The organism is Luteococcus sp. H91, from assembly GCF_038433135.1.
Taxonomy (GTDB): domain Bacteria; phylum Actinomycetota; class Actinomycetes; order Propionibacteriales; family Propionibacteriaceae; genus Luteococcus.
In genome coordinates this window covers 1-15,171 of sequence record NZ_JBCDMV010000014.1, presented here as the reverse complement: position 1 = coordinate 15,171, position 15,171 = coordinate 1, and the positions used below count along the sequence as shown (strand labels likewise).

20 protein-coding genes are annotated in these 15,171 nt (G+C 66.4%); 16 read left to right on the top strand and 4 right to left on the bottom strand.

Going from position 1 to position 15,171, the window contains the following annotated elements; genetic code table 11:
* Window positions 1-26 precede the first annotated feature (26 nt).
* Window positions 27-431 carry an RrF2 family transcriptional regulator gene (locus tag AAEX57_RS08215; protein WP_342091861.1) on the top strand — a complete coding sequence of 135 codons (405 nt, stop codon included), beginning with the start codon at window positions 27-29 and terminating at the stop codon, window positions 429-431.
* A gap of 41 nt (window positions 432-472) precedes the next feature.
* A complete protein-coding gene (locus AAEX57_RS08210; RefSeq protein WP_342091860.1) occupies window positions 473-1,774 on the top strand; it encodes a TIGR04053 family radical SAM/SPASM domain-containing protein in 1,302 nt (433 codons plus the stop codon).
* A gap of 406 nt (window positions 1,775-2,180) precedes the next feature.
* Here AAEX57_RS08210 and AAEX57_RS08205 read toward each other — a convergent pair whose 3' ends face one another.
* A complete protein-coding gene (locus AAEX57_RS08205) occupies window positions 2,181-2,543 on the bottom strand; it encodes a DUF5997 family protein (protein WP_342091859.1) in 363 nt (120 codons plus the stop codon).
* A gap of 34 nt (window positions 2,544-2,577) precedes the next feature.
* On the opposite strand from AAEX57_RS08205, the gene AAEX57_RS08200 reads away from it, so the two are divergent.
* Together AAEX57_RS08200 and AAEX57_RS08195 are read left to right on the top strand one after the other, a co-directional pair.
* Window positions 2,578-3,216, top strand: coding sequence for a LysR family substrate-binding domain-containing protein (locus tag AAEX57_RS08200; protein ID WP_342091858.1), 639 nt, complete (start codon window positions 2,578-2,580; stop codon window positions 3,214-3,216).
* A 188-nt stretch (window positions 3,217-3,404) separates the two neighbouring features.
* The gene (locus tag AAEX57_RS08195; RefSeq protein ID WP_342091857.1) at window positions 3,405-4,154 is read left to right on the top strand and encodes a HEAT repeat domain-containing protein; all 750 of its coding nucleotides are present in this window, start codon (window positions 3,405-3,407) and stop codon (window positions 4,152-4,154) included.
* Window positions 4,155-4,200: 46 nt separating this feature from the next.
* On the opposite strand, the gene AAEX57_RS08190 is transcribed toward AAEX57_RS08195, so the two are convergent.
* Complete coding sequence (locus tag AAEX57_RS08190) at window positions 4,201-4,581, bottom strand: hypothetical protein (RefSeq protein WP_342091856.1); 381 nt, start codon at window positions 4,579-4,581, stop codon at window positions 4,201-4,203.
* A 110-nt stretch (window positions 4,582-4,691) separates the two neighbouring features.
* Between AAEX57_RS08190 and AAEX57_RS08185 the strand changes: the two genes are divergently transcribed.
* The 8 genes from AAEX57_RS08185 (at window position 4,692) to AAEX57_RS08150 (ending at window position 8,282) form a co-directional block, all read left to right on the top strand.
* Window positions 4,692-5,054 (top strand): hypothetical protein, encoded by a 363-nt coding sequence (locus AAEX57_RS08185; RefSeq protein ID WP_342091855.1) that lies wholly within the window; start codon window positions 4,692-4,694, stop codon window positions 5,052-5,054.
* Window positions 5,047-5,280, top strand: a complete 234-nt coding sequence (locus AAEX57_RS08180) for a hypothetical protein (RefSeq protein WP_342091854.1) — start codon at window positions 5,047-5,049, stop codon at window positions 5,278-5,280. Before AAEX57_RS08185 ends, AAEX57_RS08180 begins: the two co-directional genes overlap by 8 nt.
* A 139-nt stretch (window positions 5,281-5,419) precedes the next feature.
* Window positions 5,420-5,851, top strand: a complete 432-nt coding sequence (locus tag AAEX57_RS08175) for a hypothetical protein (protein ID WP_342091853.1) — start codon at window positions 5,420-5,422, stop codon at window positions 5,849-5,851.
* 64 nt (window positions 5,852-5,915) lie between these two features.
* Window positions 5,916-6,113 (top strand): hypothetical protein, encoded by a 198-nt coding sequence (locus tag AAEX57_RS08170; protein WP_342091852.1) that lies wholly within the window; start codon window positions 5,916-5,918, stop codon window positions 6,111-6,113.
* On the top strand, window positions 6,097-6,435 hold the full coding sequence (locus AAEX57_RS08165) for a type II toxin-antitoxin system PemK/MazF family toxin (protein ID WP_342091851.1): 339 nt from the start codon (window positions 6,097-6,099) through the stop codon (window positions 6,433-6,435). The genes AAEX57_RS08170 and AAEX57_RS08165 overlap by 17 nt, the downstream gene beginning before the upstream one ends.
* A 182-nt stretch (window positions 6,436-6,617) precedes the next feature.
* Window positions 6,618-7,067 carry a MarR family winged helix-turn-helix transcriptional regulator gene (locus AAEX57_RS08160; RefSeq protein WP_342091850.1) on the top strand — a complete coding sequence of 150 codons (450 nt, stop codon included), beginning with the start codon at window positions 6,618-6,620 and terminating at the stop codon, window positions 7,065-7,067.
* A 718-nt stretch (window positions 7,068-7,785) separates the two neighbouring features.
* A complete protein-coding gene (relB, locus tag AAEX57_RS08155; protein ID WP_342091849.1) occupies window positions 7,786-7,998 on the top strand; it encodes a type II toxin-antitoxin system RelB family antitoxin in 213 nt (70 codons plus the stop codon).
* The gene (locus AAEX57_RS08150; protein WP_342091848.1) at window positions 7,998-8,282 is read left to right on the top strand and encodes a type II toxin-antitoxin system RelE family toxin; all 285 of its coding nucleotides are present in this window, start codon (window positions 7,998-8,000) and stop codon (window positions 8,280-8,282) included. The genes relB and AAEX57_RS08150 overlap by 1 nt, the downstream gene beginning before the upstream one ends.
* A gap of 9 nt (window positions 8,283-8,291) precedes the next feature.
* Here the strand turns inward: AAEX57_RS08150 and ychF are convergent, their stop codons facing one another.
* A complete protein-coding gene (gene ychF, locus AAEX57_RS08145; RefSeq protein WP_342091847.1) occupies window positions 8,292-9,365 on the bottom strand; it encodes a redox-regulated ATPase YchF in 1,074 nt (357 codons plus the stop codon).
* 91 nt (window positions 9,366-9,456) lie between these two features.
* On the opposite strand from ychF, the gene AAEX57_RS08140 reads away from it, so the two are divergent.
* Together AAEX57_RS08140 and AAEX57_RS08135 are read left to right on the top strand one after the other, a co-directional pair.
* Complete coding sequence (locus tag AAEX57_RS08140; protein WP_342091846.1) at window positions 9,457-9,690, top strand: FitA-like ribbon-helix-helix domain-containing protein; 234 nt, start codon at window positions 9,457-9,459, stop codon at window positions 9,688-9,690.
* Complete coding sequence (locus AAEX57_RS08135) at window positions 9,687-10,076, top strand: type II toxin-antitoxin system VapC family toxin (protein WP_342091845.1); 390 nt, start codon at window positions 9,687-9,689, stop codon at window positions 10,074-10,076. Before AAEX57_RS08140 ends, AAEX57_RS08135 begins: the two co-directional genes overlap by 4 nt.
* Before the next feature lie 26 nt (window positions 10,077-10,102).
* Here AAEX57_RS08135 and AAEX57_RS08130 read toward each other — a convergent pair whose 3' ends face one another.
* Window positions 10,103-11,989 carry a polysaccharide biosynthesis protein gene (locus AAEX57_RS08130; RefSeq protein ID WP_342091844.1) on the bottom strand — a complete coding sequence of 629 codons (1,887 nt, stop codon included), beginning with the start codon at window positions 11,987-11,989 and terminating at the stop codon, window positions 10,103-10,105.
* 309 nt (window positions 11,990-12,298) lie between these two features.
* On the opposite strand from AAEX57_RS08130, the gene AAEX57_RS08125 reads away from it, so the two are divergent.
* Both AAEX57_RS08125 and AAEX57_RS08120 read left to right on the top strand, forming a co-directional pair.
* On the top strand, window positions 12,299-13,501 hold the full coding sequence (locus AAEX57_RS08125; protein WP_342091843.1) for an LCP family protein: 1,203 nt from the start codon (window positions 12,299-12,301) through the stop codon (window positions 13,499-13,501).
* 88 nt (window positions 13,502-13,589) lie between these two features.
* Entirely contained in the window at window positions 13,590-15,032 is a 1,443-nt protein-coding gene (locus tag AAEX57_RS08120) for a polysaccharide biosynthesis tyrosine autokinase (protein WP_342091842.1), read from the top strand.
* Window positions 15,033-15,171: the final 139 nt, after the last annotated feature.

Sequence of the window (15,171 nt, the reverse complement as noted above, 5' to 3'; positions counted from 1 at the left end):
CGGGCCCGATCGTGTAGTCTCCCACTATGCGACTTGAGGTTACCCGCCGCGCCGAGCTGGCCGTCCAGGCAATGGCGCTGCTCTCCCCCGCGGGCAAGCGGCTCAAGGCCCCCGAGCTGGCGGATCAGCTCGGCACCACCAGGGGCTTCGTCCCGCAGGTGGTCGGCCCGCTGGTCAAGGCCGGCTGGGTGACCTCCATCCCCGGCCCCACCGGCGGCTACTCCCTGACCGAATCCGCCCCGACGGCCAGCGTCCTCGACGTGATCGAGGCACTCGACGGCCCCACCGCCAGCGGCCGCTGTGTCGCCCACGACCAGCCCTGCGGGCAGGCAAGCCCCTGCGCCCTGCACGACGCCTGGAGCAAGGCCCGCAGCACGCTGACCGAGGCCCTGGCCGGCACCCCCGCCGTCCCCGTCGTCGCCGACGCCTGAGAACCACAACCCCACATCAACCACCCCAGGAGGACCCCAGAATGCTCGACACGGAATCGCGCCCCGACCACGTCCCGGCCGAGATGCGGGCACAGCGATCCGCCGTCCGCGAGCTTCGCCATGACCCCGACGATCGTCCCTTCATCGTGATCTGGGAGGTGACCCGCGCCTGCCAGCTGGCGTGCGCGCACTGCCGCGCCGACGCCCAGCAGCGCTTCCACCCCGACCAGCTGACCACCGAGCACGGCAAGGCGCTGCTGGATGACATCGCGCAGTTCGGCAAGCCGACCCCGATCGTCATCCTGACCGGCGGCGACCCCTTCGAGCGCTCGGATCTGGAGGAGCTCGTCGCCCACGGGACGGGGCTGGGCCTGTCGATGGCGCTGTCACCGTCGGTGACCGCCAACTTCACCCCGGAACGGCTCGCGTCGCTGCGCGAGGCGGGCGGCAAGGCCGTCTCACTGTCGATGGATGGCTGCCGGGCCGAGACCCACGACGCCTTCCGCGGCTTCAAGGGCACCTACGACAAGACCCTCACCGCCGCCAAGATCACCACCGACGCGGGCTTCCGGCTGCAGATCAACACCACTGTCACCCGTCGCACCGTCACCGAACTGCCGGACCTGATGGTGCAGGTCAAGGGGCTGGGCGCGCACCTGTGGTCGCTCTTCTTCCTGGTGCCCACCGGGCGCGGCCAGTCGCTGCAGGCACTGACCGCCGAGGAGAACGAGAACGTGCTGCAGTGGGCGCACGACGTCAGCGGCTACATTGCGATCAAGACCACCGAGGCACAGGCCTACCGTCGGGTGGCGATGCAGCGCGCCACCGGCGACGCCCCGGCGCACGGCGAGCTCTACGACCAGCTGATGGCCCGCACGCTGGAGCTGGTCAGCGCCGAGGACCTGGTCAACCGTCGCCCCCGCCCGCCGCTGGCCACCAATTCGGGCCGCGGTTTCGTCTTCATCGACCACGTGGGCGACGTCTACCCGTCGGGCTTCCTGCCCTACCACTGCGGCAACGTGAAGGACGAGTCCTTCCGCGGCATCTACCGCAACTCCCCCATCATGCTGTCACTGCGCCGCCCCGACGCCTTCCACGGCAAGTGTTCGGTCTGCCCCTTCAACCAGGTCTGCGGCGGCTCGCGCTCGCACGCCTATGCGGTGACCGGTGACATGCTCGCCTCGGACCCGACGTGCACCTACACCCCACCCCGCTGGGCTGCGGACCATCCCGACGAGCACCCGATCACCGGCGGCAGGATCGCGCCGATCCCGCTGGAGGTGACCGTCGTCGAGTCCCATCGCCCCGCCGAGGCGAACCTGAGGGCGGCCTCGGACCACTGATTCCTCGTCACGACCGTGCCCCGCTCGGCAAGCGCTGCACAAGTTGGCAGCCATACGGCGCACGAGTCGATCTGGCACGTTCAAACCACCAAGATCTTGCCAACTTGGGCGACGCCCTTCGTCAAGCACCAGCCCGGGGCAGCTGACGGGTGTGCACCACCACCCTCTGCACCGATCCCTCGGCCCCCATGGTTCACCGCGCAACCGTTTGTGACAGAAGCGCCAGTCGCAGCGGTTGCCCCTCCGGCAACGGTTGCGCAGGTGAATCCCCCCGTCGCCTCCGGACCCGGAGACGCACCCGCACCGCTGGTGGCGGCACACTCCTACTGACGCGCAGCCGGTGGTGACAGGGGCAGCAGCTGGAGCGGCTGCCTCTTGTCGGGATCGGCTGCGCAGTGCTCCTCCCCTACGAGTTGGCCTGTCGGGCCTTCTGCCGCTCGGCCTCGGCGACGACCTGGCGGTGCACCCGACGCTCGTGCTCCAGCCACGACGGCGGATCGGCCAGCAGCTCGCCCACCTGATCGGCATCCAGCGGCTCGGTGATGCCGCCACGGGCCAGCCCGGAGTTGGACACGCCCAGCTTCTGCGCAATCACGTCGCGCGGAAAGGGGCCGTTCTTGCGCAGCTCCACCAGCCAGGCCGGCGGATTCTCGCGCAGAGCGTCGAGCTCGTCACGGGTGAAGGTCTTCTGCTGGAAGTCCTCGGGCGCGGCGGACAGCAGGATGCCCAGCTTCTGGGCGGCGGTGGACGGCTTCAGGTTCTGGCTCACACCGTGAGCGTAGCCGAGCCGCTAACCTGCGGGGGTGAGCCAGAACCCGTCGACACTGACCGGCCTGCGGATCGGACATGTCCGCGGCGTCGTCCTGCACAAGTGGCAGCGCACCTGGGAGGAACGTTTCCGGAACCCGTTGCAGATCACCGAGGTGCCCGACGCCGAGCAACTCGACGGGGTGCGCGACGGCAGCCTGGACATGTGTTTCGTCCGCCTGCCGATCGATCGCGAGGGACTGCACGCCATCCCGCTCTACGAGGAACAGCTGGTGGCGTGGGTTTCCAAGGAACACCTGTTCGCCGCTGCCGACGAGGTCTCCCAGGCAGATCTGGCCGAGGAGGAGACCGTCCTGACCGAGCTGGATGCCACCGCGATCGACCGGGTGCTGGTGGGTGCCGTGCTGGTGGTGCCCATGTCCGTGGCCCGGGGCGCCAGCCGCAAGGACCTGGTCTACCGCCCCATCACCGACGCGGAGCCCTCCCCCGTCGCTCTGGCCTGGCGCATGGACGACCAGAATCCGCTGCTCGACGAGTTCGTAGGCGTGATCCGGGGACGCAGCGCCAACAGCTCCCGCACCCAGCAGCAGCGGGCCGCCACCGGCCACGAACCCGCCAGGGCCCGCCCTCAGGCCCGGAAGCCGAAGCCAAGGAAGGTCCGCCGGGGCCACTGACAGCCGCGGTGTGCTCCCGTGGCCCGGATCTGGGATCTGGGGTCTGGGGTTTGGGGTCTGGGCCGCCAGTTGCGGGCGCCCAGACCTTCAGGCGCACGAAACCTGGACTCGCGCGGATCCATCCGCCAGTCACGGGAGGCGGGCAAACCCCCGCGGAATAGCCGCGCCCTACCCGGAGTTCAGACAGCATGAACTCCGACGCCCTGCCCCGCCTGTTGGACCTGCTGCACCGTGGTGACCCTGCGGACCGACAGAAGGCCGCCCTGCGGCTGGGGACGCTGGACACCACGGAGGTGATGCCGGAACTCGTCGCGCTGATGGCCCTGGAGGACGATGACTTCGTGCGCGAGACGCTGATCTGGGCCGTGGTCGCGCGCCCGACGGCTGCCGCGCCCGTCCTGGTCTCGGCGCTGGGCCACGCCCTGCCCAAGGAGCCGGTGTTGCACGCGCTGAGCAAGGTGGGCGATCCGGCGACGGTCCCCGCCATCCTGGATTTTGCCGAGGACGCCGATCCGGTTGTCGCCGCGAAGGCCTGGTGGGCCTTGGGCCGGATCGCCTCCGCGGAGGGGCTCGACGTGCTGATCTCCCACCTGGGCTCGGAACGCGCCGAGCTGCGCCACGGCCTGACGCGCGCCCTGCTGGAGTTCGGCACCCCCAGCGTCGATGCCCTGGAGCAGGCCCTGAGCAGTGACTCGCCGGCGGTCCGATCGCACGCCGCGGAGGTTTTGGTGGCCTTCGCCGACCCGACGCGCTACTCGAGCACCGAGCGTCGCGCCGGATCCGAACTGGCCGGACGGGCCGCCACCGTGCTGCGCGGGGCCACCGCACCGGAGGTGGACGGCGCCCTGCTGTTGGCCACCATCAGCGACGACCGCCCGGGTCTGGCCGCGGCGGCGGCCGAGCTGCGGAACGAGCGACGAGGCGGGCCCGTCGGCTGAGCCGTGGCCGTGACCCGGTGCGAGGTTGCGCGCGTCCCGCCCGGGATCAAGCTCGCAGATTCCAGCGCTCGGCCAGCCCAACCCCCACCCAGACCAACGTCTCGTTGTACCCGACGCGCACTTCCTGCCCCCTCGGCAGCTCCCACCGGAGCACGTGGGACTCGGCTCGACGACGCAGCTTGTCGGCGGGTGCGCCGAAGGCTGCCCGTGCCGCAGCCTCCGTCTCAAGGAAAGTTGCGTCGATTCGACGGGCTCCCACTTCAGGGGAGACCAACTCCTCGCCGTCAGCAGCCTCGTCGCCCTCCACCAGGGCCAACAGGTGGAATTGGAGAAAGGAGACCAGCCGGGTGCCGTCTCCGTGGACGAAACCCGCCCCAACGGTATCCACACCCACGCCAGGAGCGATCCAGTCCAGCAGCACGGGCATGGCCACAGGATAGGACGAGCACATCTCGATCACATGGCCTGACTCGCCCTTGCTTGCCGATGGCGTCGTCGACGCCCGCCAATACGACGCAGGTTGACTATGGTTCGGCTATGACATTCCCTTGGGCCGCCGAGTTGTGGCAGCCATCCGAGAAGGCCTACAAGGCAACGCGCAAGGGTCAGGTGTACGCCGTGCGCGTCGCCGTCGAGCCGCCGGGCTTGCGCGATGAGCTGTGGCAACTGATGGCAGGCGAACTGACCTCGCAGGGTGAGGTGCTGCTGGACGGTGGTACCGCGCTGTACCGTCTCGACAGCGCCGGCATCGAGCTGGTCAGTGGGGGCGAGGATGTGCTCGATTCGCTGAGTTGGTCGGTCAATCTAACCCTGAGCGATGCGGTCGCGAAGCTCGGCGCCGACGCGTCGGTCCGCGTCGTGGGCGAGGGTGAACCGACCACGAGGCGACGCGATGAGTGACGACCTGGTCTTCGTCTTCATTCCTGCTCTCGTGGCTCTGCTGACGGCAGCCGAAACCGAGCGTGGGCGTCCACTCACCGAGGCCGAGGTGATGGCGATTCGCGATGATGCGGTGACGATCGCGCTGCCGCGTGCCCAAGCCCAGTCCATGGCCGCCGCCAGGGGTTATGACGACATCGATCCCGAGCGCGCCTGGGAACAATGGCAGGCCGTGCGCGCTCGCTGACGCCTGGTGAGACATCACTCGTCTCGGACCGGGTGGTCCCACTCTGCGGCTCCAGACCGGAGTAGACCCTCCGGGCAGTACGGTGTGTCCACCTCGTTGTGCGCGGAGCCCGGGGTGGCCCTTGGACGAAGGAGCAGCAATGCCCGCACCATCAACACTGACCGCATTCAAGGATGCTGGCTGGAGGCTGGAGCGTAGGGGTTACAACAGGGAGAGCGCGACCGCCAGCAACGGCGAAGTGGAGGTGAGCTTCGACGAGCTCACCAACGACCTTCGCACTCTGGAGTTCAGCGCGCCGGACCATTCGTTCTCCATGCACTTCGGGATCACGGTCACCCCCCTGCTCCCCCAGGCCATCGATCTGATCATCGCCGCCCAGCCCGACCTCGACTGGGACAGTTACAGGCTCCTGGTCCGCGACCTCGTCCGACTGGGGGTTCCGGTGACCGCCCAAATCGATGGCGAATCAGTACCAGTGACCGACACGCCGGACACCCCCGCGCCGCACGGACTCAGGGGACTCCTGCACCGAATGCGCAACCGGCCGATCGACCCACGGCGCTTCCAGTAGCCGACATCCGTTCACCGCACTCGCTGCTGTAGACCAATTTGTCTACACGGCGTAGAGTGAGCCCATGAGCGACACCACCACAATTAGGGTCAGCCGCCAGACACACGGCCGCATCACGAGATTGGCCCAGCAGCGCCACGAGACGATCGACCAGACGGTTGATCGGGCCCTGCGTGCGTTGCGGCAGCTGTCAATGGGGCGCGAGTTGAGCGACGACCTCACCGACGAGGAGAAGACCTGGCTCGATGCTGAACTCGGGTGACATCGTCGAGATCGATCTGGGCACCCCGATCGGCAGCGAGGCGGGCCTGCGGCGGCCAGCCGTGGTCGTGACCGCCATCGGCGTACTACGAGGCGACCCCAACGTGGTGGAGGTCGTTCCCCTAACTCGGACCATCCGGTCCAGCGGGGCGGAGGTTTACATCGAGCCAGACGAAACGAATCAGCTCAGCGCGCCATCCGCCGCCCAATGCCAGCACGTACGATCGGTCTCGGTCGCACGATTCATCACCCCGCGGGGCGCAGTGGGACCAGCCCTGCTCGCTGAGATTCGCGAAGTGCTTGGCCTGCTCCTGGACCTCTGAACGGCTCTACACGTTGAAACGGAACTCCACCGAGTTGCGGCACGAACAACCACCTGCAGGATCACCCCGACGGACCCCGGCGCGCTGCAGCCAACCCGTCCGGTCAGTATAGCCAGCCCTGGCCTCGCACGCGCCAGGAGCGGCCCCCCGGCAAGACCAAATTGATCAAGTAGCTTGTGCATATGACTTGTGAAGATGCCCGAACCCAACCGCACCTGCACGCCCTTATCACGCTCGCCTTCGACCGCCTCGCTACTGACCTCCTGCAGCACTGGCGCAAATCAGGGCACGAGAGCCTCACCCTGAGCCATTTTCTCAACGTCCTTCGTTTCGTTTCCCTCGACGGCGTCCGACCCGCGCGCATGGCCGAGCAGGCCGGAGTTTCCCAACAGGCGATCAGCCTCTTGATCAAGGAACTGTCCGAGCTGGGCTACGTGGAACGCGGCCCCGACCCCACCGACCGGCGCGCGCAGGTCGTGCGCTGGTCACGCAAGGGCGAAGCAGCCGCACGACAGACGGAGCAGTGGTTCGCTGAACGCGAGCTCGCGTGGAGGTCTTCGGTGGGCGACAAGGCTGTCGACGGAGCGATCGCGACGCTCGCACTGATCGCACACGAGGAGTCAGACCGATGAAACGCGTCATCATCATCGCGGCTCTGACAATGTGCGCCGCGCTCACCCTGCTCGGATGCCTGTGGACCGCGCAAGGACTGGGGCTGGTCACCATCGACCCCATCGCATGCGTCGGAGAGTGCACGCCGGTGCGCGACCCAAACATAACGTGGACGATCACGGGAGCTCTCACCGTCCTCGCTGGCGCGACCGGATCTGCCGCTCTCGCACGATTGCTCCGACGGAAAGGGCGGGACCGATGATGGACCGGACTCGAGTGCTCAACACTGCGCTCGGGATCGCGTCCGCGGCGACCGCCGGCATCGCCATCGCCCGACCGGCATGGCTCCACCCATCTCGTCAGGGGCGTGACCAGCACTACGCACTCATGTATGCCGCTCGCGCCGTCCCGCTCGGCATCGCACTCGCACTTCAGCGCCCACAGGACCGACCGGACAGCACACTCTTGTGGATCACCGTCGCGAGCCAAGCCGGGGATGCCGCCATCGGGCTGCGCGAGCGAAGTCGGGGCCAAGCTCTGCCAGCGGGACCGGCGGCCCTGCTCACGGCCTACCTGGCAAGCACGATGAGAGCTTCACATTGGACCGGAACTCCACTGCGTTCTGATAGATGCAGCATCATGCGCCGGGCTTGAGCAGGCCACTCCTCACAGTGGTGCCACACCTTGCCTCGCCCCAGAATCCTGAATACACTGTATTCAGAACCGTCAGGAGGAACTATGAGCACCATGACCGTGCGCATGAACGAGCAGGACGCCGAGCTCGTCCGCAAGTTCGCCCAGTTCGAGGGCGTCACCATCTCCGACTTCGCACGCACCGCCATCCTGGAGAAGATCGAGGATTCCTACGATCTCCAGGAGCTGCGCCAGGCGATCGCACAGGACACCGGCGAGCGCTTCAGCATCGACGAAGTCCTCGCAGAACTCGACTGATGACCGCACCAACCAGCCCGTTCCGCGTCGAGCTGACCGCGCGAGCACGCAAACAGCTCAAGAAGATGGACCGGTTCGACGCCAAGATCCTCGCCACCTGGATCAAGAACAACCTCGACGGATGTGTCGATCCCCGCGCCTTCGGCAAAGGCCTGACCGCAAACCGCTCAGGCGAATGGCGCTACCGCGTGGGCTCCTACCGCATCCTCGCCCTCATCCACGACGACGTCGTCACCATCGAGGTCTTCTCCATCGGTCGGCGCGACAAGGTCTACGACAACTGAACCAATTCGCTAGACATTGAAGCGGAACTCCACCACGTCGCCGTCCTGCATGACGTAGTCCTTGCCCTCCAGGCGCGCCTTGCCGGCCTCGCGGGCCGCCTTCACAGACCCCAGGGAAACCAGGTCGTCGAAGCTGATCACCTCGGCCTTGATGAAACCCTTCTGGAAGTCGGTGTGGATCACGCCGGCGGCCTCGGGGGCCGTGGCGCCCTTGCGAATGGTCCAGGCGCGGGCCTCCTTGGGCCCAGCGGTGAGGTAGCTCTGCAGCCCCAAGGTGTCGTAACCAACGCGGGCCAGCACGTCCAGGCCGGGTTCGTCGACGCCGGCTTCCTCCAGGAATTCCCGGGCCTCGTCCTCGTCCATCTCCACCAGTTCGCTCTCGAACTTGGCGTCCAGGAAGATCGCCTCGGCCGGCGCCACCACCGCGCGCATCCGCTCCTTGAGCTCTTCATTGGCCAGCTCGTCCTGGTCACAGTTGAAGACGTAGATGAAGGGCTTGGCGGTGAGCAGCCACAGGTCGCGCAGCAGCTCGGTGTCCATGCCCGACTTGAAGATGGTGGTGCCGGAGTTGAGCACCTCGACGGCCTTGGCCATGGCGTCGAGCTTGGGCTTGGTCTCCTTCTTGATCCGCGCCTCCTTCTCGACGCGCGGCAGGGCCTTCTCCAGGGTCTGCAGATCGGCCAGGATCAACTCGGTGGTGACGGTGTCGATGTCATTGCCGGGGTCAACCTTGCCGTCCACGTGGGTGACGTCCTCGTCGACGAAGACGCGGGTCACCTGGCAGATGGCGTCGGCCTCGCGAATGTTGGAGAGGAAGGCATTGCCCATCCCCTCGCCCTGCGAGGCGCCCTTCACGATGCCCGCAATGTCGACGAAGCTTACGGTGGCCGGCAGCAGCGCCTTGGAGTCGTAGATCTTGGCGAGCTCCGCCAGTCGCGGCTCGGGCACCCCCACCACACCCACATTGGGCTCGATCGTGGCGAACGGGTAGTTCGCTGCGAGCACGTTGTTACGGGTCAGCGCGTTGAACAGCGTTGACTTGCCCGCATTGGGGAGACCGACGATTCCGATGGTAAGTGCCACGTCGCACAAGCCTAGTTGGTCGACACCCATGTCACCCAACGCGACGCCCGCCCATCCACCTCCTAACGATGAGTGCAGGTAAAATGCATGCATGACGACGATGACCATCCGGAACATGCCCGATGAGACGATGACCGAGCTCAAGGCTCGCGCGGCCCGTGACGGTCGCTCCCTGCAGGAGTACGTCCGTGGCACCCTGATTGAGCTGTGTCATCGGCCGACCCTCGACGTCGTGCTTGAGCGGGCTGCAGAGCGACGCGAGCGTCTCGGACTGCGTCTGGACGATGCGGACATCTCCGAGGATCTTGCCCGGGACCGGCAATGACGCTCGTCGTGGATGCCTCGGCGGTGGTGCAGCTGCTGGCAGGCGACCCTGCAGTGATCCGCGCACTCCGGGGCAACGACGACCTGCACAGCGTCGAGCTGATGCCCTTCGAGGTCCTCAACGTGTTGCGACGGCAGGAGCTGGCGGGGAAGCTCACCTCAGCTGCCGCAGCCGAGCTCACCGAGCATCTGGTTACCCTGCCAGTTCGCCTGGTTCCGGCAGCCCCGTTACTCCAGCAGATCTGGGCACTGCGAGGAAGTATCACCGCCTACGACGCGGCCTACGTGGCCCTGGCCAGGCTCCTGAAGTGCCCATTGGTGACCCGCGACGCCCGGTTGGCCCGCGCGTCCGAGCATCTGTGTGAGGTCTTGATCCCCCGGTTCTGACCTCCCCACATCAGGCGGGGTGGCGGTCAGCCCTGCATCGCCTGTGGCAGCGAGATGGGCTGGGTGTCTTCACTTTCGCTGGCATCCACCACGACGAGGGCCGGGCGTCCATTGTCCAGCTGAATGCCACGCTGGTGGGTCAGCGTCGCCATCGACTCCGGGTCTGCTCCGTCAACATTGAGCAGTTCCTTGGGGTCCAGCGGCGGCACGATGACGCTGTTGATCAGGTCGTGGGCGGTGCGGGTGGCGGCCTCGTCGCCGCTGAACAACACCTCGTCCATCTTCTCGTTGGGACGCAGGCCGGTGAAGACGATGTCGATCGGCTTGCCGGAGCGGGCAATGAGGTTCTTGGCGACGTCCAGGATCTTCACCGGCTCCCCCATGTCCAGCACCAGCACCTCGGACGGCTTGCCGATGGCGCCGGCCTGGATCACCAGCTCGCAGGCTTCGGGGATGGTCATGAAGTAGCGGGTGATGTCCGGGTGGGTGACGGTGAGCGGCCCGCCCTGGGCGATCTGCCGGGTGAAGGTCTCCAGCATGGAGCCCCGCGAGCCCAGCACATTGCCGAAGCGGACGCTGAGGTAGCTGCGGCCGGTCTTCTGGCCGTAGTGGGCGGTCAGCTCCTCCGCAATGCGCTTGGTCTTTCCCAGCACCGAGGTCGCGTCGGCGGCCTTGTCGGTGGAGATGTTGATCACGCGCTCGGCGCCGTACTTCTCCGCCATCTGCAGCACGTTGAGGGTGCCCAGTGTGTTGGTCTTCCACCCCTCGTGCGGGTACATCTCCAGCATCGGCAGGTGCTTCAGCGCGGCGGCGTGGAAGACGACGTCGGGGCGGTGCTCCGCAAAGACCAGATCCAGCGCGGCGGCGTCGCGAATGTCGCACAGTGCCATGTTGCGGGTGTTCAGCAGGCCCTGGTTGAAGATGCTCAGCTGGGTGCTGTGCAGGCCGGACTCGTCCCGGTCAAGCATCACCAGTTCCTTGGGCCCGAACTTGTACACCTGACGGGCAATCTCGCTGCCGATCGAGCCGCCGGCGCCGGTGACCAGCACCGTTTTGCCCTGCAGGTAACCCGCGATGGACCCCAGATCGGTCTTGATCTGGTTGCGTCCCAACAAGTCGACGACGTTGATCTCGTGCAGCTGGGCCAGATTCACCTGCCCACCCACCATCTTGTCCAGGGTGGGGAGCACCAGGAGCTTGAGGGCATTGGCCTCGGCCACCTTGTTCAGTTCGGTCAGCTTGGCACTGCTGGCGCTGCCCATGGCGATGATGACGGTCTGCACGCCCTGCTCGTCGGCGACGCGCACCATGTCTTCACCGGTGCCGCGTACGCTGGTGCCCAGTAGGTGCAGGTGCCGCTTCTCGGGTGCGTCGTCCAGGAAGCCGCGAACCTCGTACTGGGAGTCCGGGTCATTGTGGATCAGCCGCCCCAGCTGCATGCCGGCATTGCCGGCACCGTAGATCAGCACCGGCTCGGCCGGCGCCTCGACCGTACGCGGAGCCGCGTTGCGCTCCAACACGGCACGAGCGACGAAGTGCCCCCAGGCCATGATGATCAGGGCACCCATCGGCGCCGTGACCACCACCCCCCGGGAGAAGTCAGTGAAAAGGCTGTAGTAGGTGCCGAGCAGCACACCGATCCCGAAGACAATGGTGCCCAACATGAAGGTGCCCTCAAAGCTGCCAATCCGGTAGCGACCCCGGTACAGCTTGGTGGACCAACCCAAGCAGAGCTGCATTGCGGCGGCGACGCAACCGTAGGTGAAGGCCAGCCGCCACTGCAGGCCGCTCACCGCGAAGTCATACCTGGCACCTAGATAGGCAAAGATGGCCACGAACCAGGCAAACGAGTCCCATGCGGCGATGGAACCGCGGACAATCTTGGCTCGGGTTGCGGGGTTGGTGGGCAGCATCAAGGGGTCCTTTCGCGTCCTGCTGGGCTGGGGACGCACGGCCAACGCGGCCGTACGAGTGCACCCAGCCGAAGCCCCCGAGCTACAAAGCCAGTCACATCCCCCGTGCCCCACCCCCCGATAGGGCACTCGGTCTGGCTCATTGTAACCAGCAAAGCAGCAGTAACCAGCAAAGACGTTTGGCATAGACGCAGGCATCAAACATGCGGGCCGTGCAGGGAGCCGGCTCGGCTCGGGTGACCAGCAGGCATGCAACCATTCGGCGAACCACGTCAGGAATCTCTGCTGACGTGGCCTATGGTAGGCATCATGTCGGACGCTGCCCCCACATCCCCCGCCCCGCGCCGACGGGGTCTGAAGCTGGCCGTTGGCCTGATGGTCGGCCTGCTGCTGTTGTCCGGCTTGGCCGTCGGCGGCTACGTCTGGCACCTGCGGCGCACGGTTGACAAGAATGTGCAGCACCAAGCGCTATTGCCCACCGATCAGGTGCAGAACCTGGTGGTGCCGCAAGACGCCGAAGGCAACCTGGTGGGGCCAGACAAGAAGACCCTCTCCGATGATCAGGACCAGTTGATCGATGCCTCGCGAATGCACGTCGACGCCGAAGGACGAGTGGCGGACGAGAAGGAACGCCCGCTGCTGGTGCTGGAGGGCACGGCACTGCCCAAGATGACCGAGGGCCAGCAGGGTGTGCTCTTGAGGGGGGTCAAGTCAAATGACTTCGGTCAGCCCAAGCGATCGCCCAAGGCTGGCAATTCGCTGAACTTCCTGGTGGTGGGCAGCGACTCGCGTGGCGAAGACCGTGGCCGTTCCGACGTGATGATCCTGGCTCACGTCTCCGGAGACCGGAAGCGGGTGGATCTGATCCACATTCCGCGAGACCTGTACGTCTCCATCCCCGGCCAGGGCAAGAACAAGATCAATGCGGCCTACGCCTTTGGCGGCACCCCGCTGCTGGTGCAGACCCTGCAGCCCTTGGCGGGCGTCCCGATCGACCACGTCGCCAAGGTGGATTTCAACGGTTTCGTCAAGATGACCGACGCCATTGGCGGCGTGACCATCAATACCGAGGACGGCCCCAGAACCTTCAACGGCACCGAGGGGCTGGCCTGGGTACGCGAGCGCTACAAGCTGGCGAACGGCGACTTCGGCCGCGGCGAGCGTCAGATGATGTTCATCCGCGCCGTGCTGATGAAGGGTCTCTCGCAGCAGGTGCTCACCAGCCCCTCGGAGCTGTCGAAGTTCCTGGGAGCAGCCACCAGCAACATGGTGGTGGACGAGAAGTTCACCACCGGGGAGATGCAGAAGCTGGCCCTCAGTCTGCGCAATCTGCGCGGGAGCGGCATCAAGATGCAGAGCTTCCCGTGGGAATCGGCCGGACCCGGCCCGCACGGCATGTCGATCGTGAACACGAGTGAGCCACAGATGAAGGTGCTTGCCGAGCACTTGCAGAACGACACGATGAACAAGTACGTGGACAATGTCTCCCCCAAGTCCGGCTACGGACGCTGAGAACTCATTACCATTAAAGAATCCCCCGACATCGTGGGAGCACGGCACGCCCGCCGATTCGCTCCCAGTAGAAGAAAGTGACACCCCCGTGGACCTGCAGGACTACCTTCGGATCGCCCGCAAGCGCTGGCGCGCCATTGCCGCCGCCACCTGCCTGATGGTGCTGGCTGCGGCCCTGCTCACCATCCTGACCCCCAAGAGCTACCAATCCACTGCGCAACTCTTTGTCTCCACCGGCGGCGGCGACTCCACAACGGATCTGGCGCAGGGCAGCACCTTCACCCAGAAGCAGATGAAGACCTACGCCCAGGTGATCGTCTCTCCCAAGGTGCTCGATCCGGTGCGCAAGCAACTGAAGGTGGAGAAGGGCGCTCCCCTGGCCAATTCTCTGACCGCCACCACTCCGCCCGACACGGTGCTGATCAATGTTGCGGCCACCGATCACGATCCGGCCAAGGCCGCCCAAGTGGCCAATGCGGTGGCCGAGGAGTTCACCTCCACGGTGCAGGAGCTGCAGTCGGTGAAGGCTGGCCAGACCAGCCCGGTCAAGGCCACGATCGTCAAGCCTGCCGAAGCAGCCAAGGCGCCGGCTTCGCCGAAGCCCCTGCGCAATCTGGCCCTTGGTCTCATTGCTGGCCTGATGTTGGGTCTGGGCCTCGCCCTGCTGCGGGATCGACTGGACACGTCGGTCACCAGCGAACGGGACGTCAAGGAACTGACCGACGAAACCATCATCGGCGCCATCCCCTTCGACTCCGGGGCCCCGAAGCAGCCGTTGATCGTGCAGTCCGATCCGCAGAGTGCTCGGGCCGAGGCCTTCCGCACCCTGCGCACCAACCTGCAGTTCGTCGACATCGCCAACCACCCCAAGGTGATGGTGTTGACTTCCTCGCTGCCGGGTGAGGGCAAGTCCACCACGGCCGCCAACTTGGCACTCACCCTGGCGGCTGGCGGCTCCACCGTCTGCGTCGTCGAGGGTGACCTTCGCCGGCCCCAGCTGCTGAACTACATGGGGCTGGAGGGCGGCGTTGGCCTGACCAGCGTGTTGATCGGCGAGGCCGAGCTGGATGACGTGCTGCAACCCTTCGGCCAGAACCTGCACGTGTTGGGTGCTGGGCCCATCCCGCCCAACCCCAGCGAACTGCTCGGTTCCGAAACCATGCAGACGCTGCTCAACCGGTTGCGCGAGCGTTTCGACTACGTCATCATCGACGCTCCCCCGCTGCTCCCCGTGACCGATGCGGCAGTGGTGTCCCGGTTGACCGATGGCGCCATCGTGGTGGTCGGCGCCGGCGTGATCAAGAAGGAGAACGTCACCCGCGCCCTGGAGAGCCTGGAGACGGTGGAAGCCAATGTCCTGGGCATCGTGATGAACCGGGTGCCCACCAAGGGCAAGGGCGGCTATTACTACTACGGGGAGCGCTATGGCTACCGTCAGAGCGAGCAGCCGGAGCTGACTACCGCCACCCCCGAGGCGCCGGCGGTCGGACCCGGCGAGACTCCGCAGCGCGCGGATGCCAATCTCGGCTGAACTGCCCAACCATGACCCTGGTGGCCGAAGGGTCCGCCAGCACTGATTCGGAGGAAACCAAGTGACTGAAGCATTCATCCCGCCGGCCAGGCCGATCGTCGGCGAGGAAGAGATCGAGGCGGTCACCCGGGTGATGCGC